General features: G+C 72.2%; 18 protein-coding genes. 10 read left to right on the top strand and 8 right to left on the bottom strand.

Annotated features, from left to right (window positions below):
- The first annotated feature begins 19 nt into the window (after positions 1 to 19).
- Positions 20 to 898 (top strand): patatin-like phospholipase family protein, encoded by an 879-nt coding sequence (locus tag AABA78_RS18655; RefSeq protein ID WP_338264364.1) that lies wholly within the window; start codon positions 20 to 22, stop codon positions 896 to 898.
- Positions 899 to 1,028: 130 nt separating this feature from the next.
- Entirely contained in the window at positions 1,029 to 2,630 is a 1,602-nt protein-coding gene (locus AABA78_RS18650; protein WP_338264363.1) for a S8 family serine peptidase, read from the top strand.
- Positions 2,631 to 2,739: 109 nt separating this feature from the next.
- Here the strand turns inward: AABA78_RS18650 and AABA78_RS18645 are convergent, their stop codons facing one another.
- The 3 genes from AABA78_RS18645 to AABA78_RS18635 all read right to left on the bottom strand — a co-directional run bounded on the left by AABA78_RS18645 (position 2,740) and on the right by AABA78_RS18635 (position 4,484).
- The gene (locus tag AABA78_RS18645; protein ID WP_338264362.1) at positions 2,740 to 3,183 is read right to left on the bottom strand and encodes a CoA-binding protein; all 444 of its coding nucleotides are present in this window, start codon (positions 3,181 to 3,183) and stop codon (positions 2,740 to 2,742) included.
- Positions 3,180 to 4,052 carry a hypothetical protein gene (locus AABA78_RS18640; protein ID WP_338264361.1) on the bottom strand — a complete coding sequence of 291 codons (873 nt, stop codon included), beginning with the start codon at positions 4,050 to 4,052 and terminating at the stop codon, positions 3,180 to 3,182. The genes AABA78_RS18645 and AABA78_RS18640 overlap by 4 nt, the downstream gene beginning before the upstream one ends.
- Before the next feature lie 114 nt (positions 4,053 to 4,166).
- Entirely contained in the window at positions 4,167 to 4,484 is a 318-nt protein-coding gene (locus AABA78_RS18635; RefSeq protein ID WP_171420462.1) for a DUF2795 domain-containing protein, read from the bottom strand.
- 203 nt (positions 4,485 to 4,687) lie between these two features.
- Here AABA78_RS18635 and AABA78_RS18630 point away from each other — a divergent pair, with 203 nt between their 5' ends.
- From AABA78_RS18630 to AABA78_RS18615, 4 genes are all read left to right on the top strand, one after another.
- Positions 4,688 to 6,289, top strand: coding sequence for a YiiX/YebB-like N1pC/P60 family cysteine hydrolase (locus AABA78_RS18630; RefSeq protein ID WP_338264360.1), 1,602 nt, complete (start codon positions 4,688 to 4,690; stop codon positions 6,287 to 6,289).
- A 17-nt stretch (positions 6,290 to 6,306) separates the two neighbouring features.
- Positions 6,307 to 6,582: a hypothetical protein gene (locus tag AABA78_RS18625; RefSeq protein WP_171421303.1), complete on the top strand. Its 276-nt coding sequence runs from the start codon at positions 6,307 to 6,309 to the stop codon at positions 6,580 to 6,582.
- An 85-nt stretch (positions 6,583 to 6,667) separates the two neighbouring features.
- Positions 6,668 to 7,492, top strand: coding sequence for a SirB1 family protein (locus AABA78_RS18620; RefSeq protein WP_171421309.1), 825 nt, complete (start codon positions 6,668 to 6,670; stop codon positions 7,490 to 7,492).
- 14 nt (positions 7,493 to 7,506) lie between these two features.
- Complete coding sequence (locus AABA78_RS18615) at positions 7,507 to 8,088, top strand: NUDIX hydrolase (protein ID WP_171421304.1); 582 nt, start codon at positions 7,507 to 7,509, stop codon at positions 8,086 to 8,088.
- Between the two features lie 3 nt (positions 8,089 to 8,091).
- Here AABA78_RS18615 and moaC read toward each other — a convergent pair whose 3' ends face one another.
- Genes moaC through trxB form a run of 3 tightly spaced genes read right to left on the bottom strand, consistent with a single transcriptional unit; the run spans position 8,092 to position 10,812 of the window.
- Complete coding sequence (gene moaC, locus AABA78_RS18610) at positions 8,092 to 8,601, bottom strand: cyclic pyranopterin monophosphate synthase MoaC (RefSeq protein WP_338264359.1); 510 nt, start codon at positions 8,599 to 8,601, stop codon at positions 8,092 to 8,094.
- Entirely contained in the window at positions 8,598 to 9,785 is a 1,188-nt protein-coding gene (locus AABA78_RS18605; RefSeq protein ID WP_338264358.1) for a trans-sulfuration enzyme family protein, read from the bottom strand. Before AABA78_RS18605 ends, moaC begins: the two co-directional genes overlap by 4 nt.
- A 43-nt stretch (positions 9,786 to 9,828) precedes the next feature.
- On the bottom strand, positions 9,829 to 10,812 hold the full coding sequence (trxB, locus tag AABA78_RS18600; protein ID WP_216623431.1) for a thioredoxin-disulfide reductase: 984 nt from the start codon (positions 10,810 to 10,812) through the stop codon (positions 9,829 to 9,831).
- 63 nt (positions 10,813 to 10,875) lie between these two features.
- Here trxB and AABA78_RS18595 point away from each other — a divergent pair, with 63 nt between their 5' ends.
- From AABA78_RS18595 to AABA78_RS18580, 4 genes are all read left to right on the top strand, one after another.
- Positions 10,876 to 11,334, top strand: a complete 459-nt coding sequence (locus tag AABA78_RS18595) for a Crp/Fnr family transcriptional regulator (RefSeq protein WP_171421307.1) — start codon at positions 10,876 to 10,878, stop codon at positions 11,332 to 11,334.
- Between the two features lie 174 nt (positions 11,335 to 11,508).
- Positions 11,509 to 12,270 (top strand): RadC family protein, encoded by a 762-nt coding sequence (gene radC, locus AABA78_RS18590; RefSeq protein ID WP_338264357.1) that lies wholly within the window; start codon positions 11,509 to 11,511, stop codon positions 12,268 to 12,270.
- Positions 12,270 to 12,530, top strand: a complete 261-nt coding sequence (locus tag AABA78_RS18585; protein WP_338265124.1) for a DUF3006 family protein — start codon at positions 12,270 to 12,272, stop codon at positions 12,528 to 12,530. The genes radC and AABA78_RS18585 overlap by 1 nt, the downstream gene beginning before the upstream one ends.
- Before the next feature lie 52 nt (positions 12,531 to 12,582).
- On the top strand, positions 12,583 to 14,637 hold the full coding sequence (locus AABA78_RS18580; protein WP_338264356.1) for a RecQ family ATP-dependent DNA helicase: 2,055 nt from the start codon (positions 12,583 to 12,585) through the stop codon (positions 14,635 to 14,637).
- Here the strand turns inward: AABA78_RS18580 and AABA78_RS18575 are convergent.
- Together AABA78_RS18575 and AABA78_RS18570 are read right to left on the bottom strand one after the other, a co-directional pair.
- Positions 14,634 to 14,978, bottom strand: coding sequence for a hypothetical protein (locus AABA78_RS18575; protein WP_338265122.1), 345 nt, complete (start codon positions 14,976 to 14,978; stop codon positions 14,634 to 14,636). The two genes, AABA78_RS18580 and AABA78_RS18575, sit on opposite strands and share 4 nt — an antisense overlap.
- 52 nt (positions 14,979 to 15,030) lie before the next feature.
- The gene (locus tag AABA78_RS18570; protein ID WP_338264355.1) at positions 15,031 to 18,786 is read right to left on the bottom strand and encodes a tetratricopeptide repeat protein; all 3,756 of its coding nucleotides are present in this window, start codon (positions 18,784 to 18,786) and stop codon (positions 15,031 to 15,033) included.
- Position 18,787 lies beyond the last annotated feature (1 nt).

Genomic DNA, 18,787 nt, shown 5'->3' with positions numbered 1-18,787 from the left:
CATCCCGTAGAAATCCGGTATGGCGCCCTCCTCCACGCTGCACTCCCTGCTCGACGGCAAGCGGTTCGGGCTGGTCCTCTCCGCGGGCTACTTCGGCTTCTACGGCCACGCAGGCTTCCTGAAGGGGCTGCACGGCTCCGGCCTGAAGCCCCACGCGTACGCGGGCACGTCCGCGGGCGGGATGGTGGCGGCGTACGCGGCGGCGGGCATGTCCATGCCGAAGCTGGAGGAGCTGGTGCTGAGCCAGACGCGCGCCAACTTCTGGGACCCGGACCCCATTGGCGCGGTGTTCAACGTGGCGTCGCAGGGGCACGGCTTCACGGGCCTGCTCAAGGGCGAGCGCTTCCGGCGGCTCCTGGAGTCCACGCTGCCGGTGTCCACCTTCGAGGACCTGCCGCACCCGCTGCTGCTCACCGCGGCCAACCTCACCCACGGCACGCACCAGGTGTTCACCACCGGGGAGCTGGCCCCGCGCGTCCACGCCACCTGCGCGTACCCGGGCCTGTTCCGCGCGGTGCCGCTGGACGGACAGCTGTTCTGGGACGGCGGCCTCGTGGACAAGGCGCCCGCGCTGTCGCTCCAGGAGAGCGCCATCGGCAAGGACCTGGACGCCATCCTCGTGCACTTCCTGCCCAGCCGGACGCGCAAGGTGGTGGGCGGCCCCATGGCCTATCCGCAGGGCCTGGCGGCCGGGTCCGCCGCGCTCCGCAGAGACCACTTCCGCCTCCAGCTCACCGTGCTCCAGACGCGCAACGTGCCCGTCTACGTCGTCGTCTCCAACCTGCCGCCGGTGACGCCCACCACCCTGGAGCGCGGCTTCGACGCGCTGGACCAGGCCCGGCTGTCCGCCGAGCGCGCCCTGGCCCGGCCCCCCGTCCCGTTCGAGCAGAGCACCTGAGGGCCTTCGCACGCCCGGCGGGTTCAACGAGGGCTGAATAAATCAATAGGACAGAAATAGCAGAATAGCCTGATTTGAATGACAGACCGGCGTGGCATGGTGGGGATGCTGTCCATCCCGGAGGAAGTCCATGCTGAAGTCGACGCTGTCCCCGCGCCCCCTGCGTGGCGCGGTCATGGCTGTGTCCCTGCTGGCGTTGGCCCCTGCTGCTGGCGCCGCGCCCAGGCTGGCGCCGCGCGCGCTGGTCGCGAAGCCCACCGGGCGCGAGCTGCCCGCGGGGACGTTCGTGGAGCGGCTGGTGGTGAAGTTCCACGAGGGCAGCCACGTGCGCCTGCGCGGCGACGCGCTGCGCGCCCTCGCTTCCGAGCGGAGCGCCAGCGAGCGGGAGCTCTTGTCCGGCCTGCGCCTGGACTCCGCGCGCGTGGAGGCGGACCTGGCGGAGGTGGTGGCGCTGCTGGAGCGTGCGCCGCGCATCGGTTCGCTGGACCGCGTGTTCCAGGCCGAGGAGGCCGCGCTGGACGCGAGCAAGGCGTCCGGTGAGGCGAAGGGCGGCGAGCAGCTGGCGGACCTGAACCTGTACTTCGAAGTACCGCTCTTGCCCGGCACCACCGCGGACACCGTGGCGGACCTGGTGGCGGCGCTCAACCGCGTGTCCAGCGTGGAGACGGCCTACGCGGCGCCGCCCGCGGAGCCGGCGATGGTGAACTTCGCCATGGAGGCGGGGCTGCGCGCGCTGCTGTCGGCCGCGGACCTGCCGCCCACCACGCCGCTGTACCAGGCCAACCAGGGCTACCTCAACGCGGCGCCCTCCGGCGTCAACGCGACGTACGCGTGGACGGTGACGGGCGGCCGGGGCACCAACGTGAAGTTCGTGGACATCGAGGGTGGCTGGCGCACCACGCACGAGGACTTCCCCACGTTCTTCCGCGTGGGCGGCACGCAGTTCAACGACCTGGGCTGGCGCAACCACGGCACCGCGGTGCTGGGGGAAATCATCGGCACCTCCAACGGCTACGGCGTGACGGGCATCGCCAACGCGGCGACGCCGGGCGTGGAGGCCATTGGCGCGCAGAGCACCGCGAGCGCCATCACCAACGCGGCGGCGGCGGTGGGCGCGGGCGGCGTCATCCTCATCGAGCTGCACGCGGGCGGCCCCAACGACGGCACGGCCTGCACGTGCAACACGTCCCAGTGCAACTACATCGCGATGGAGTACTGGCAGGACAACTTCGACGCCATCCGCAACGCCACCGCCAACGGCGTCATCGTGGTGGAGGCGGCGGGCAACGGCAGCGCGAACCTGGACGCGGCGGCCTACGGCGGCCTGTTCAACCCGGCCACGCGTGACTCGGGCGCCATCATCGTGGGCGCCAGCACCGCCACCACGCGCGTGCCCATGTGCTGGACCAACTTCGGCCAGCGCGTGAACGTGCACGGCTGGGGTGAGCAGGTCGTCACCACCGGCTACGGCGACCGCTTCGGCAGCGCCTACGGCGAGGACCAGTACTACACGTCCACCTTCAGCGGCACGTCCAGCGCGTCGCCCATCATCGTGGGCACCGCGGTCAGCGCCCAGGGCGTGGCGAAGGCCAACGGCCGGCTGCTGACGTCCGTGCAGATGCGCGGCCTCTTGCGCAACAACGGCACGGCCCAGGCCGCGGACTCGCGGCAGATTGGCCCGCTGCCGGACCTGCAGAAGGCCCTGCCCAAGGTCATCTCCGGCAACTACTGAGCCTGACGAAAGGCCGCCGCCCTCCACGCGCGGCCACGCGGCCCTCCGTGCCCTTCGGGGTGCGGAGGGCCGTTGTCTTTTCCGGCCGGAGCCGTCAGGGCCGGAGCCGTCAGCGCCCGCTGTAGCGGCGGTGGTCCACCATCAGGCAGCGGTCCTGCACCACGCGGATGCCGGCGGCCGCCAGCTTCTTCGCCGCGTCGTCGTTGCGGATGCCGGACTGGAACCACACCGCCTTGGGCTTCTTCGCGATGATGTCGTCCACGTGCTGGTCGATGTCGCCGGGCCTGCGGAACACGTCCACGACGTCGATGTCGCCCGGGATGTCCACCAGCTTGCGGTACACGGGCTTGCCCAGGATGACCTTCGCGTCCGGGTAGTAGACGGGCACCGGCACCACGTCCACGCCCGCCTTCGCCAGGTACTCCGGCACGTAGTACGCGGGCTGGGCGGAGTGGTCCTCCGTCTTGATGCCCAGCACCGCCACGCGCCTGGCTTCCTGCACCACGCGCTTCACACCCGCGTCGTCCTCGATGAGGTACTCGTCGTGGCTCATGGCCCTTCCTCCTGGAGTGCTTCCGCCTGGGACTCGGTGGTGAGCGTCAGCGTCCCGCCCTTCCCCACCGCCTTCACCTTCAACAGGCGGCGCACCGGGATGAACCGGCCCCACGCCACCACCTGCTCACCTTCACACGTCACGCCCTTCGCCAGCTCCGGCGAACCGGCCTCCGTCCACGCGGCCCGCAGCTCCGCGGGCGCCTTCGCCGGCAGCGTGTCCAGGCACTTGAGCGACAGCACCACCGCGTCGCCGAACGTCGTGGGCCGCGTGCCCTCCACCGTGCGCTCCAGCAGGTAGGCACGCTCCTCGCCGTCCACGGTCACGACGTCCACCGCCCACGTGCGCTGGCCCTCCACCAGGTTGCGCTGCAGCAGGCCCGCGTACTTCGCCTCCCACTCGCGGCGCGCGCGCGTCTCCAGCGCCTCCGGGGTGAAGAAGCGCTCCACCTCCGGCACGCCGGTGCCCTCGGGCGCCACCTGCCGCAGCGCGTCCTGCGCGGCCTCCGGGCCCACCAGCTTCACGAAGGTGCCGTCCGCCGCCAGTTGCATGCGCAGCGTGAAGCGCTCCAGCACGGCGCCGGACAGGGACGGCACGTCCTGTCCGTCATGCACCTGGCGCGGGGTGCGCACGGCCTGGGCCACGCGCCAGCCGCCGTCGGACGGGGTGAAGCGCGTCTCGGTGGTGAACGCGGCCTCGTCGCGCACTTCCGGCTGGCCCTCGCGCTGGAGGGTGCGGGTGGCGCGCACGGATTCGGTGAGGAGGCGGTCCACGGGGGGCTTGAAGTCCAGACGCACCGGCGGCGGCAGCCCCGGCGCGGGGTTGAGCGGCGGATACCGGGACGTGCACCCGGCAGCCAGCGACAGCACGAGACACCACCACGGGAGACCAGGACGCATGCGCTCGCGAACGCTGGCAGAAAGCCAGGGCGCCCGCGAGCGTCTTGCACCGCTTCCGCTGAAGGTGTCACCGCGCGGGCGACACTACGGGTGACGCGTCTCCCCGTTGGAGGCCCCTTCGATGCGGTCGCGCCCGATGTTGCGCCGGTCGCGGTCCACGCCGTCGTCGTCCTTCAGGCCGTTCATCGCGAAGCGGCGCTCGGCCTCCGCCAGGTCGCGCAGCACGTGCTCGCGCAACATGTACTCCTTCTGAGGCAGGGACTTGAGGATGTTGATGATGTCGACCGGGGCCTCGCTGTCCGCGGCGGCCTCGACGAGTTCCTCACGCGTCGCCGGGTACTCCACCCCATCCAGATGCGGGGTGATGGAGCGCGCCGGATCCTCCGCCTTTCCGTAAGCCATCGTGCCTTCCACCTTTCTTGCGCCCGGGCGTCCATGCCCGAGCGTCCATCCAGGGAACAACGTGGGGATGACGCCCGCCCCGGGCCACCCTGGCCCCCGCCTCCTCCTACGACGCCGGGCGGGCGAGGGACCGGCCGCCTTGCCCGCGTCCGCTTCGGGGTAGAGTCTTCCGCCGCGCCAACGCCCGCCGGAGTCCTCCCCCGATGTCCGCCGCCTCCCTGCTCGCCGCCTGGCTCACGCTCGCCAGCCCCCCCGCCGACCCGCCGTCCGCCGTCCCCGCCCCGCCCGCCAGCCAGGCCCCGCGCGACGTCTACGCGCTGGATGACGCGGCCTTCGTCGCCCAGGCCCGCCGCGACCTGGAGATGCTGCGCCAGGGCACCGAGGGGCTGCGCCGCCTGCGGGAGGAGGCCTTCCGCTCCAAGGCGCTGTACCGGCGCGACAAGGACGTGCCGTACACTCCGGACGAGAAGCAGCTGCTGGTGTCTACCTGGGCCGCCTTCTTCGACTGCTTCGTCACCACGGAGGTGGTGCGACAGCGCTACTGGGACTTCCTCAAGGTGCCCGCCCTCACCCAGCCGAAGAAGCACGCCTGGGGCTTCCTCCTCACCCACGCGGCGCTCGCGTCGGAGCTGGCGCAGGGCATGGCCTTCGCGGACCTCGCCGGGGGACAGGCGCAGCTGGAGGTGCTGCTGGACGAGCCTGGCCCCGCGTACGGCCTGCCCGCCAGGGCCTTCAGCCGCTTCAAGGAGAAGGTCGTCCACGTGGGCACCAGCACGCAGCTCTTCACGGGCGACGGCTACCGCGCGACGCTGCACCCGGTGCTGGCGAAGTCCGGCGTGCTGAGCGAGCCCGGCGTCCCCGCGCTCTTCCAGGCGATGCGGGAGGACAGCCGGGCTGCCCGCGCACGCCTCTTGAAGCGCGGCCCGGTGCTCTTCGCCAAGGCCGCCGCGGACCTCACCCAGGACACGACGGCGCGCGCGGTGTTCCCGGTGCAGAAGACGGTGGCCGAGTGGATGGGCGACACGCGCGTGCACCGCTCCGGCCGGCCGCTCATCTCCCGGGAGCAGACGCTGGCGCTGCTGCCGCGCATGGCCCCGGGCGACGTGATGGTCGCGCGGCAGAACTGGTTCCTGTCCAACATCGGCCTGCCGGGCTTCTGGCCGCACGCGGAGCTGTACCTGGGCACCGCGCAGGAGCTGGCCCTGGCGTTCGACACGGACCCGGAGGTGAAGGCCTGGGTGGCCACGCTGCCCGGCCACCCGGAGACGTTCACCGCCCACCTCGCGAAGGCGTTCCCCGCGAAGTGGGCCGAGTACACCGGCAAGGACGCGCACGGAGACCCCGTGCGCATCATCGAATCCATCAGCGAGGGCGTGAGCTTCACCGGCGTGGAGCACGGCATGCACGTGGACTACCTGGGCGTGCTGCGGCCCCGGGTGTCCCAGGTGGACAAGGCCCGCGCCATCCTGCGCGCCTTCACCTTCCAGGGCCGGCCGTACGACTTCAACTTCGACTTCTTCTCCGACCAGTCGCTGGTGTGCACGGAGCTGGTGTGGAAGTCCTACGCCCCGTCGAAGGACATGAAGGGCCTGGACATCCCCCTGGTGAGCGTGGCGGGGCGCAGGACGCTGCCGGCGAACGAGCTCGTGCGCGTGTTCGACGCTGAATATGGCCAGCCCGGCCGGCAGTTCGACTTCGTCGCCTTCCTGGACGGGCGGGAGGCCACGGGGGACGCCATCGAAGCGAACGCCGAGGCCTTCCGTTACACCTACCGACGCATGAAGTGGGACATCGCCCAAGAGTGAGGTTAGAGGCACACACCATGACGGAAGAGACGGCGAACGAGTTCCTGGCCCTGGCCTCTCCCCTCTACGAGCGGATGATTGCCCAGCAGCAGGCGAAGGTGCTGCGGCTGGCGCGCGAGGCGGTGCCCAACATCGGGCCGGAGGAGCTGCGCAACCCGCACGACTTCCCCGAGCTCAAGGAGCACCCCTCCTTCGAGTTCGAGGACGGCATCCTGGCCGGGCTGATTTCCGCGCACATGGCCATCCGGGCGGAAATCAAGGGACGCCTGCCCGCGTCGCCGCCGGGCGCCTGACGCTCGGCCGCCTGCCTTTGCCGTGAGGAGCTTCCGTGGGTTACAGGTGCGCACCGTGAGTTTTCCCTCTGGATTCGGCCCGCCCCTGGCGCGCGAGCGGCTGGTGTCTTCCCTGGCCGCGGACCCGCCCCGGCTGGACCTGGCGGCCCTGGCCATCGCCACGCTGGGCCGTGAGGACCTGGACGCCCCGGCGTGTCTGCACACGCTGGACGCGCTGGCCGCGCGGGTGCAGGTGGAGGCGGAGCGGCTGCGAGAGAAGGGCGAGGCCCTGGCCCCCTTACGCGCCCTGCGCCACGTGCTGGCGGACATCGAGGGCTTCCGGGGCAACGAGGACGACTACCACTCGCCGGACAACAGCTTCCTGGACCGGGTGCTGGAGCGGAAGGTGGGGCTGCCCATCACGCTGTCCGTGCTCTACCTGGAGGTCGCGCGCCGCGCGGGCATCCCGCTGTACGGCGTCCCCTTCCCCGGCCACTTCCTGGTGGCGTGCGACGCGGGCGACCACAAGCTGGTGATGGACCCCTTCCACCACGGCGACATCCTCACGGAGCACGGCTGCGAGGAATTGCTCAAGCGCGTGGCGCCGCAGCTCAAGTTCGACCGGGCGATGCTCGCGCCCGCGCCGGTGGAGCTCATCGCGTACCGCATGCTGTCCAACCTGCGCCGCGTGTACCTGGGGCGCGACGACAGCCAGCAGGGGCTGGCGGTGGTGGACCTGCTGTTGCTCCTGGCCCCGGACCACCCGGGCGAACTGCGCACGCGCGCGTCGCTGCTCACCACGATGGGCGCCTTCCGCGCGGCGCTGAAGGACGTGGAGCGCTGCCTGGAGCTGTCGCCGGACGCGCCGGACCGCGAGCGCCTGGAGCTGTCCGCGCGGGAGCTGCGCGAGCGGGCCGAGCTGCTCAACTGAAAGGGAACCCCCGCATGGCGTCCGCGTCCGAGTCGAAGGTGAAGCCCTGGCCGCGCCTGCGCCGCGGGCTGGTGCACGACTTCACGGTGGTGCAGGTGCGCGAGGACGTGGTGGCCGACCCGCGCACGAACCTGGAGCACGGGCGCGTGCGGCTGGAGTGCGCGGACTGGGTGAACGTCATCGCGGTGACGAAGCAGGACGAGTTGGTGATGGTGCGCCAGTTCCGCTTCGGCATCGACGCGCCGACGCTGGAGGTGCCGGGCGGCGTCATCGACCCTGGAGAGGACCCGGCCACGGCCGCCGTGCGCGAGCTGGAGGAGGAGACGGGCTACCGCGCCGGACGGCTGGAGCCGCTGGGCGACGTGCACCCCAACCCGGCCTTCCAGTCCAACCGCTGCTTCAGCTACCTGGCGCTCGACTGCGAGCGCGTGAGCGACGGGAACCCGGACGACGGCGAGGACATCGCCGTGGAGCTGTACCCGAGAGCGGACCTGCCCCGGCTCATCCTGGAAGGCCACATCACGCACTCGCTGGTGGTGGTGGCCTTCTTCCTGGAGCGGCTGCGCGCGGAAGCGAAGCGCCAGGCCGCGCCCTGAGCCTCAGCGCGCGGCGCGGGGCCGGGACGTCTTGCGGCGGGACTTCGGCGCGGCGGCGGGCCTGGGCGACGCGGCCTTTTCCTCGCGCTCCCACGTGCCGGAGCGGCCGCCGGACTTGTGGTCCAGCTGCACCGCTTCGATGACCATGCCCCGGTCCACGCTCTTGCACATGTCATAGACGGTGAGCGCCGCCGCGCACGCGGCCGTGAGCGCCTCCATCTCCACGCCCGTGCGGTCCACCGTCTTCACCCGCGCGCGGATCTCCAGCCCTTCGTCCACCGGCGCGAGCGTCACGTCCACGCCCGCGAGCGCGATGGGGTGGCACAGGGGCACGAAGTCCGGGGTGCGCTTGGCGGCCATGATGCCGGCGAGCCGCGCCGCCGCGAGCACGTCCCCCTTTTCCACCTTCCCCGCCAGGATGCGCTCACGCGTCGCGGGCAGCATCCTGAGGCGCGCGGTGGCCACCGCCACGCGCTCCGTCTTCGGCTTGTCGCCGACGTCCACCATCTTCACCGGCCGGCCCCCTTCGCCACCGCGGCGAGCAGGTCGTCCGCCACGTCGTCCGGATCCTCCAGCCCCACGGACACGCGGATGAGGCTGTCGCGGATGCCCGCCTGCGCGCGCTCCTGGGGCGTCATCCGGCGGGCGCTGGCGCTGGCCGCGTGCATCACCAGCGTGCCCACGTCTCCCAGTGAAGGCCCGGGCTTGGCCACCCGCAGCGCCTCCAGGAACCGGTCGCCTTCCTTCTGCCCCGCGCCCTTGATTTCAAACGCCACCATGGGCCCGAAGCCGCCCTCCAGCACCCGCGCCGCCACCGCGTGGTCCGGATGGGAAGAGAGGCCCGGGTAGATGACCCGCTCCAGCAGCGGCGAGTCCGACAACCGCTTCGCCACATGGGCGGCGTGCTCGTTGTGGGCCTTCATGCGGACGGGCAGCGTGCGCAGGCCGCGCAGCGTGAGCCACGCCTCGAAGGGGCCCAGCACGTCGCCGGACAGGATGCGCGCCGACCGCAGCGGGTCGATGCGCGCCTTGGAACCGCTCACCGTGCCGCCCAGCGCGTCGCTGTGGCCGTTGAGCCACTTGCTGGTGGACTGCACCGCGTAGTCCGCGCCCAGCTCCAGCGCGCGCTGGCCGAAGGGCGACGGGAACGTCGCGTCCACCGCGAACACCGCCCCCGCGTCCCGGCACGCCTCCGCGAGCGCGCGGATGTCCGGCACGCGCAGCAGCGGATTGGAGATGCTCTCCGCCAGCACCAGGCGCGGGCGCCACTCCCGGATGCGCGCGGGTGCGTCCGCGTCCGTCTGGTTGAGCGGGCCCAGCTCCACGCCCCAGCGGGCGCACAGGTTCTTGTAGAGCGCCCGGGTGACGCCGTAGCCGTCCGTGGGCATCACCAGCACGTCCCCGGCCTTCCACGGCTGCGCGTCGAACAGCGAGCGCAGCGCGGCCATGCCGCTGGCGTAGGCGACGCAGGCCTCCGCGCCCTCCAGCGCCGCCACCGCCTCCTCCAGCAGCGCGGCGTTGGGCGCGCTGATGCGGGCGTAGGCGTAGTCCTTTCCGTCCAGCGCGTCGGACAGGTCGTCGCTGCTGTCGAACCAGTTCACCGCCGCCGGGAAGATGGGCGGGATGACGGGCACGGCCTTGCTCCCGGTGAGCCGGGAGCCCGCGTGCACCGCCACCGTCTTCTGCTTCGTCTTCATGCGCGTGTCGTCTCGCCTAAGGACGGAAAGGAAAAGGAGGGGCCTACTCGCCGTGCTCGATGAGCCAGCGCTCCGCGTCGATGGCGGCCATGCAGCCCGTGCCCGCCGCGGTGATGGCCTGGCGGTAGTAGCTGTCCTGCACGTCGCCGCAGGCGAAGACGCCCTCGATGTTGGTGCGCGTGCTGCCCGGAATCGTCTTCAGGTAGCCGCCCTGGTGCGTCTCCAGGATGCCCTGGAACAGCTCCGTGTTCGGCGTGTGGCCGATGGCGACGAACAGGCCGTGCGCGTTCACGAGCTGGCTATCCCCCGTCTTGAGGTTGCGCACCACGGCGCCCGTCATCCCCTTCGCGTTGCCCACCACCTCCTCCACTGCGGAGTTCCACATGAAGGAGATCTTCGGGTTGTTGAGCGCGCGCTCCTGCATCACCTTGGACGCGCGCAGCGAGTCGCGGCGGTGGATAAGCGTGACGTGGTTGACGATCTTCGCCAGGTACGTGGCCTCTTCCATGGCCGTGTCGCCGCCGCCCACCACCAGCACGTCCTGCTTCTTGTAGAAGGCGCCGTCGCAGGTGGCGCACGCGGACACGCCGCGGTTCTTGTAGGTGTCCTCGCCCTTGACGCCCAGCCACTTGGCCGTGGCGCCCGTGGAGATGATGACCGTCTCCGAGCGCACCTGGATGCCGCTCTCGCTCTCCAGCAGGAAGGGCCGCTGGGAGAAGTCCACCTTGGTGATGTTCTCCATGTGGATGACGGTGTTGAAGCGCTCCGCCTGCTTCTGGAAGCGCTCCATCAGCTCCGGACCGGTGATGCCCTCCGGGAAGCCGGGATAGTTCTCCACGTCGGTGGTGACCATGAGCTGGCCGCCCGGGACGCGCTGGGGGTGCTCCAGGGTGGGGCCGCCAGCGAACACCACGGGCTCCAGGTTGGCGCGCGCCGCGTAGATGGCGGCGGTGTAGCCCGCCGGGCCCGAGCCGATGATGGTGACCTTCTGGATCTTGTCCTGCGACACGGCGCCTCCTGCGCTCATACGTTGACGGGCCCGGACGGTAACAGACGCCGCCGTCCTGGCCATGATACGAACCTGGACCCCATGGATGCCGCTGTCCTCAAGAAGGTTGCGCTCTTCGAGGGATTGACCCAGGGCCAGCTCGCCAAGGTCGCCCGGATTGCCCAGTCCCGGACCCACACCGCCGGGGATTTCATCTTCCGCGAGGGCGACACCGGCCAGGACATGTTCATCCTCGCCGACGGCAAGGTGCGCATTTCCAAATCCGTGCCGGGCATCGGGGAGGAGGCGCTCGCCATCCTCGAACCCGGCCAGTATTTCGGAGAGATGGCGGTCATCGAGGATTCGCCCCGCTCCGCGGACGCCATCGCCCACAGCTCGTGCACGGTGTGGGTCATCGAGCGCGCGAAGCTGGACCAGCTGATGTTCACGGACAAGGACCTGGCCTACGTCCTCCTGTGGACGTTCGTCCGCACGCTGAGCGAGCGGCTTCGAGAGACGAACGAGAAGATCAAGGGCTTCTTCGCCATCTCCCGCTTCTAGCCATCCGCCGCGCTTCTTGGCTCCTCGCACGCCAGGAGTGCGGGTGGAGCATCGCTGTCCGTCCCGCCACCGGGCCGCTTCGCGCGTTGCTGGACGGGCACGTCAACGGTGTCCGGGAGTGAACCCCGAAGGCACGTGCCTTGCTCAAGCCCACGCCGCGTGGAGGGAGGCGGGATGGAACAGGGCGGTGAGGCGTGGGCGGAGCCGGGCGAAGGGGAGGCCACGAATGGCAGGTCGGTGAGGGCGCGCGGCTCGGCGCTGGGGGATGCGCGAGAGCGCCTCTTCCGGCTGGGCGCGGAGGCCCTCACCGACCTGGAGCTCCTGGGGCTCCTGTGGACGGAGGGGTTGGGGGACGCGGCGGACGGCGTGGCGAGGGGCGGGCTCAAGGCGCTGGTGCAGGAGGATCCGCGCGTGCTGTGCGCACGGCGGGGCGTGGGGCCGGCCCGCACGTCCCGGCTGCTGGCGGCGCTGGAGCTGGGACGGCGCGCGCAGCGCTCCGCGGAGAAGCGGCCCCGGCTGCGGAACCCGAAGGAGGTGCACGCGTACCTGGCCCCCACGCTGGGCGCGCTGAGGCGCGAGGTGTTCCACGTGCTGTGCTTCAACCCGCGCAACGTGCTGGTGCACGACGCCCGGGTGGCGGAAGGGACGCTGAGCGCGTGCCCGGTGGATCCGCGCGAGGTGTTCGCCGCGGTGCTCGCCTCGCGGGCCACGGCCATCGTGTTCGCGCACAACCACCCTTCGGGAGACCCGGAGCCCAGCGTCCAGGACGTGGGGCTCACGGAGCACCTGGCGCGGGCCGCGGGGCTCCTGGGCGTGAAGCTCCTGGACCACGTCGTCGTGGGGGACAGCGCGTTCGTGTCGATGCTGGAGCGGGGCATCCTGCCGGACAGCGAGCGGGAGGGACGGCGCAAGTGCGTCACGGGCGGGGGCTGGTGATGGGGGCGGGCGTGCTGCTGGCGCTGGGGACAAGCCCCGTGCGCGTGGAGGTGCTGGAGGACACGCGGGCCCAGGTGGTGCGGGCCGACGGGGGGCAGGCCTGCACGGTGGAGCGCTGGCGGCTGCCGCCGGGGGCGCGCGAGGGGGACGTCGTCGTGGACGGCCGCCTGGACCCGGAGCGGACGGAGGCGCTGCGCCAGGAGGTGGCGCGGAAACGGGCCGCGCTGGCGGTTCCCCTTCCTCCGGGGCTCGAGCTGTGAGGTGGGGGCACCGGTGCCCACGGAGGGGATTGGCGTTGACGGCCGATCCAGGATGGTGAACATGCGCGCGATGACGGAGTCCCTGCCCTTCCTCGAAGATGCCCAGCGGGGACTGGTGCGGCACTTCGGCCTGTCGGAGTTCCGCCCCGGCCAGGCGCCCGTCATCAGCTCCGTCCTCAGCGGCCGCAACACCGTGGTGGTGATGCCCACGGGCGCGGGCAAGTCGCTCTGCTACCAGCTCCCGGCGCTGCTCCTGCCGGGCATCACGCTGGTGGTGTCGCCGCTCATCGCGCTGATGAAGGACCAGGTGGAGCAGCTCACCGCGAAGGGCATCCCGGCCACGTACATCAACTCGTCCCTGTCGGACGTGGAGCGGGCGGACCGCCTGCGCAAGCTGCGCGCCCGCGAGTACAAGCTGCTCTACGTGGCGCCGGAGCGCTTCCGCAGCGGAAGCTTCCTGGAGCTGGTGTCCGGGCTGGGCGTGGAGCTGCTCGCCGTGGACGAGGCGCACTGCATCTCCCAGTGGGGCCACGACTTCCGGCCGGACTACGCGCTGCTGGGACAGGTGCGCAAGCGGCTGCGTCCCCCGCGCACGGTGGCCCTCACCGCCACGGCGACGCCGGAGGTGCGCGAGGACATCGTCCGCGTGCTGTTGATGAAGGACCCGGCGGTGTTCGCCCAGGGGTTCGACCGGCCCAACCTCTTCCTGGACGTGGTGAACGTCAGCGGGGACGAGGAGCGCCGGGACGCGTGCGCGAGCCTGGCGGCCAAGGGCGGCAGCGGCATCATCTACTGCTCCACGCGCAAGGCGGCGGAAGGGATGCACTCCGCGCTCGTCACGCGCAAGCTGAACGCGGTGCTGTACCACGCGGGCATGGAGGACGACGCCCGCCGCCGCGCGCAGGAGGACTTCATGTCCTCGAAGGAGGCGGTGGCGGTGGCCACCAACGCCTTCGGCATGGGCATCGACAAGCCGGACATCCGCTTCGTCGCGCACGCCAACATCCCCCGGGCGGTGGAGGCGTACTACCAGGAGATTGGCCGCGCGGGCCGCGACGGCAACCCCGCCACGGCGGTGCTCCTGTTCAACCACGCGGACGTGTACACGCAGGAGCGCCTCATCGAGAGCAGCCACCCGTCCGAAGCCGTGCTGTCGGACGTGTGGGCGCAGCTGCAGGCCGTGGAGGAGTTCGACCGGGGCGTGCACGCCCTCGCGGGCATGGTGGGCGCCAGCGAGTTCGAGGTCTCCGCCGCCCTCAAGATTTTCGAGCGCGAGGGCAAGCTGGAGCGTGGCGGCCGGGGTGAGGGCGAGTACGGCATCACGTTGACGGACAAGGCCGCCAGCGCCCAGCCGCACGCGGCGGAGTCGCAGCGACTGCTCCGCTCGCTCCTGGAAACCTTCCCCGTGGGGCGGCAGGCCACCACGGAGCTGCCCATCCTCGCGCGGCGCACCGGGCTGACGGAGGACGACGTCCGGCACGCGCTGGGCCTCCTGGAGAAGTCGGGGGTGGTGCGGGTGCGCAGGCCGTTCGCGGGGCGCTCCATCCGCGCGCTGGAGCGCGTGCCGTTCCGCGAGCTGACGGTGGACCTCTCCCGGGTGCGCGAGCAGGAGCGGCTCAACCGGCTGATGCTCAAGCGGATGGCGGACTACGCGTACACGCCGACGTGCCGGCGCGCGTTCATCCTGCGCTACTTCGGGCAGGCGGACGCGGCGGCGGTGTGCGGCACGTGCGACCGGTGCGCGGGCAGCATGATGCCCAAGCCCTCCGGTTCCGCCTCGCGCTCCGCGCCGGCCGCGTCCGGGGCGCCGGTGATGGTGTACAGCGAGCTTGCGTCCACGGAGCTGCGCCGCTGGCGCAAGGACCTGGCCAGGGACCTGGGCATCGCGCCCTTCATCATCTTCAACGACGCGACGCTGCTGGGGCTGGCCGCCGCGCTGCCGGTGGACCGCGAGTCCTTCCTCGCGGTGAAGGGCACCGGGGAAAGCCGCTGGGAGCGCTTCGGCCCCAAGGTGGTGGACATCTGCCTGATGGCGCGCGCGGCGGGCCACGAGCCGCAGGCGGCGCCCGTGGCCCCTCGCATCCGCAAGGCGAAGTCGCGCCGCTAGCCGTGACCCGGCGGAGGGCTGTTCCCACCGCGGCTGGCGCGCAGGAGCGCCCACCGCAGCACGGCCATGATGGCGCCCACCACCAGGGCGAGCAGGAAGATGACCGCCACGGTGACGATGCCGAAGACGACGCGCACGCCCAGGTCGCTGATGCGGCCGGTGAAGTACGCCGCGCGCAGCGGCTCCATCGCGTGCACCAGCTCCAGCGCCCGCGCCGGCAGCGAGTCGAGCGCCATGGAGAGCCGCTCGAAGAAGGGCGCGTGGTACCGCCGCCGGATGGACTCCACGACGATGCCCGTCAGCAGGTAGAGCACCGACAGCAGGAAGGCGTTGCCCCACATGACCTTCAGCAGGGGGGAGGACGGGGGCCGCTGCTCGCTCACGTCCACCACGCTAGCGCGACGCCCGGCGCTTGAGGAGCGGAAGGGCCTTCTTCACCCGGTTTGCCTCCGGCGCCCCCCCGGCGAGCTTCAGGAAGACCTCGTAGGCCTCCACCGCCCGGGGCAGCTCCGAGGACTCGCGCACCAGCACGTCCGCCAGCGCCAGGTGCGCCAGGCCGTCCGTGGGCTCCAGCTCCACGGCCTTGGCCAGCGCCTCGCGAGCGGGGGCCTCCTGCCGCTGCTTGAAGGCCACCAGTCCCAGGGCCAGGTACGCGCGCCCGTTGTAGGGGGCCAGCTTCACGGCCTCGTCCGCCGCCGCGCGGGCCTCCTTCACGGCCCCGGCGCCCAGCAGCACGCGCGCCAGCGTCACCTTGGCGAAAGCCTTGTCCCAGACGGTGGGCGCCTTGTCGGCCAGGTCCTGCAGCGTGCGCGCCGCGCCGCGTCCGCCGCCCGGCAGTTGCGTGTACAGCTCGCCCACGCGGCCGCACGTCGCGTCCGGCCCTTCGCGCCGCGCCGCCGCGAAGGCGGCGTCCGCGCTCTCCACCTGCCCCTGGCGCAGGAACGCCTGGGCGATTTCGCAGAAGGTGTCCGGGTCCTTGGAGTCCAGCTTGTTGGCGCGCTCCAGCGCCGCGAAGCCGCCCCTCGCGTCGCCGTTGGCGAACAGGAGCGCCGCGCGCAGCCGCTGCCCTTCCGCGTCGTCCGGTGCCAGCTTCACCGCGCGGCCGGACGCCCCTTCCGCCTCCTTGCGGCGGCCGGACTGGTACAGCGCCAGCGCGAAGCCCTTGTGCGCGTCCGCGTTGCCCGGGTTGTCCAGCTGCCACGCCTCGAACTGCTTCAGCGCCTCCGGAGTCCGGCCCAGCGCCAGCAGCGTGCGGCCCAGGGCGTCGCGCGCCTCTCCGTGCGCGCCGTTGCGCTCCACCGCCTGCGTCAGCGGCTTGAGCGCCATGTCCGGCAGGCCGCGCGACAGGAGCAGCCGCCCCAGCGAGCACGCGCCCTCGTAGTCGCGCGGGTCCTTCAGCGCCTCGTCGAATTGCGCCTGCGCCTTGTCGAGCGCGCGCTCACGCCAGTACACCTGTCCCAGCGCCACGCGCAGGTCCGTGCGGGGCTTCTTGGCCAGCGCCTTCTCCAGCACGTCGCGGGCCTGGGCGCCGTTGCCCTCGTTCGCGTCCGCCAGCGCGAGCCACGCGACGGCCTCCGGCGGATAGCGGTCGTTCACGCGCGTCTTGCCCAGCTCCACGCGGGCGCGCTTCCAGTCGCCCAGCCGCGCGTAGGCGGCACCGCGCACCAGCGACACCTTGCGGCCGCCGTCCGCCTCCAGCCGCTGCAGCGCTTCCTTCTCGCGGTCGCGGTCCAGCAGCGTGCGCCCCAGGCCCTCCTTCGCGGCCTCGCTCTTGGGCTGCAGCTTCAGCGCGGCCTCGTAGGCCTGCTGCGCGGCCTCCAGCTTGCCCGCCGCGCGGCCCGCGGCCCCGAGCGCCAGCTGGAAGTCCATGGCCAGCGGCCCCTGCGTGCCCTTGGAGAGCATCGCGCGCGCTTCCTCGTACTTGCCCAGCGCGGACAGCAGCTCGCCGTGCACCAGGTGCTGACGGGGCTGGAGCGCGGGGGGCAGCTTCGGGTCCTGCGCGAGCGGCGCCACGTCCGCCAGCGCCGCGTCCAGGTCCTGCTCCAGCGCGAGCCGGCTCTCGGCCATCCCGATGCGGGCGGCCGGGTGCTCCTTGGAGACCTCGCGGGCGCGCTTGAACATCTCCAGCGCCTGCGGGAAGTCCTCGGAGGCGAGGTAGTAGTCGCCCAGCGCCACCAGCGCGCGCACGTTGCCCGGCGACGCCTTGAGCGCGCGGTCGAAGCGGTCCAGGGCCTTCTTCTCGTCCTTGGCGGCGATGAGCAGGCTGCCCGCGAGCGCGTGCACCTCCGTCACGTCGTCCTGCGAGGCGAGCAGCGCGCGGTGCGCGGGTTCGCGGCCCCGGTCGTCGGCGACGAGCGCGTTGGTGGCGAGCACCAGGCCGTTGAAGCCCTCCTTCACGCCCGGCTTCTCCAGCGCCTCCAGCGCCAGCCGGCGGTCGTCGGCGTTGGCGCCGTGGTCCAGGTAGCGCAGCGCGTGCGCGTAGCCCGCGAGCGCCCAGGCTGCCGGGCTCGCCTCGTCCATGTCGCGCGCGCGGTCGAGCTGCCGGAGCGCCTCGTCCAGCGACGCCCCCGTGTCCTGCGCGATGGCGCGCTTCGCGAGCTCCAGCGTCTCCGACAGCGTCTGGCCGCCCTGACGGGAGCGGTAGAGGATGAAGAAGCCGGCGCTCGCGCCCAGGAAGATGAGGGCCACGAAGAGGGCCACGGTCTTCGCGCCGTATCGCTCGATGAGGGACTGCTTCGCCCGCTCCTTGGCGATCTTCTCGTGCATCTCGCGCTCGTACTTCGCCGCGAGCGCCTCCGTGTCCTTGGCGTTGGCCGCCGCCTTGTTGCGCGCCGCGGCCGCCGCCAGCTCCGTCGCATCCGGGATGTCGTCCAGCAGCGAGCGCTTGCCGCCCGCCCCCGACGCCACCGGAGCCGGCGTCACCGGCACCGCCGCGCGAGCCCGCGCCACCTCCGGAGGAGGAAGGTCTCCGAGCAGTCCCCCGCCCTGCGAAGCGGGTTCGTCCGCCGGAGGGGCGTCAGGCAGGTCCGCCAGCATCCCGGACTTGCGCCCACGGCCGGAGGCCGCCCCCGCACCCGCGCTGGCCCCCTGAGCCGGATCCGAAGGCGCACCGGCCGTCGCGTCGCGGCCCTGCTCCGGAGCGCCATCCGGGCCCGCGACCGAAGCGTCACCGCGTGCCGAACCGGGCTCCTGCCCCGCGTCCGAAGCGTCCTGACCCGCCGCGCGCCCCCGCCCCGAACCCGGCTCCTGCCCCGGATCCGACGGACCACCACTGGCCGAACGACCAGGCTCCGCTCCGGAGCCGTTGCCCGGATCCGACGGGCCACCACTTGCCCCACGACCGCGCCCCGCTCCGGAGCCGTTGCCCGGATCCGTTCCGACGCCCGACGCCGCCTGCCCCGGATCCGACACGCCACCGCGCTGCTCACCCGCCGCGGACGAACCACCGGCCTCCACGGAGCCATCGCCCCGCGCGTCCTCCGGCACCGGCGTCCCCAAGGGCGCGGTCGGCCCACCGTGCGCCTCGACGGATCCGACCCTGGCCGCGGCCTGCGCATCCATGCCGCCCGCCGGCGTCTCCGTCCGGGCCGCACGGCGCGGCTCCAGCCCCGCCGCCGCGGCGGCACGCGCCTCGAACGCGGACGCGTGCGCCTCCGCTCCGGGTGCCTCCGGCGCCTCTTCCTCCGCGGGCGCCGCCGGGGTCGCCAGGATGCCCAGGTCCTCGAAGATGGGCGCGGGCCCGCCGGACAGCGCCTGCTGGGCCTGGTCCAGCCACTGCTTCACGCGCCCGTTGTTGGGCTGCAGCGCCACGGCCTTGCGCAGAATGGGCAGCGCGGAGCGGTACAGCCCGCGCTGCAACAGCACGTCGCCAATGAGGTTGTAGGCGTACGGGTTGTCCCGCTCGATGGCGATGGCCTGGTCGAACTGCTCCATCGCCTCCGCGGGCCGCCCCAGCTGGATGAGGGCCTTGCCCCACAGCACCCGCCCCACGGTGGACGTGGGGTGGTGGGAGATGCCCTGCGTACACACCTCGATGGTGCGCGCCGCGTCTCCCTTCTCCAGCAGCGCCTTCGCCAGCTCCACGAAGACGGAAGAGGTCGGGTCCTGCCGGAGGAGCTGCTCGTAACGCTCCACCATCGACTTGGCCATG

It is taken from the genome of Corallococcus caeni, assembly GCF_036245865.1.
In the GTDB taxonomy this organism is placed as follows: domain Bacteria; phylum Myxococcota; class Myxococcia; order Myxococcales; family Myxococcaceae; genus Corallococcus; species Corallococcus caeni.
The sequence above is the reverse complement of the archived record's forward strand: the minus strand, read 5'-3'. Positions and strand labels throughout refer to the sequence as shown.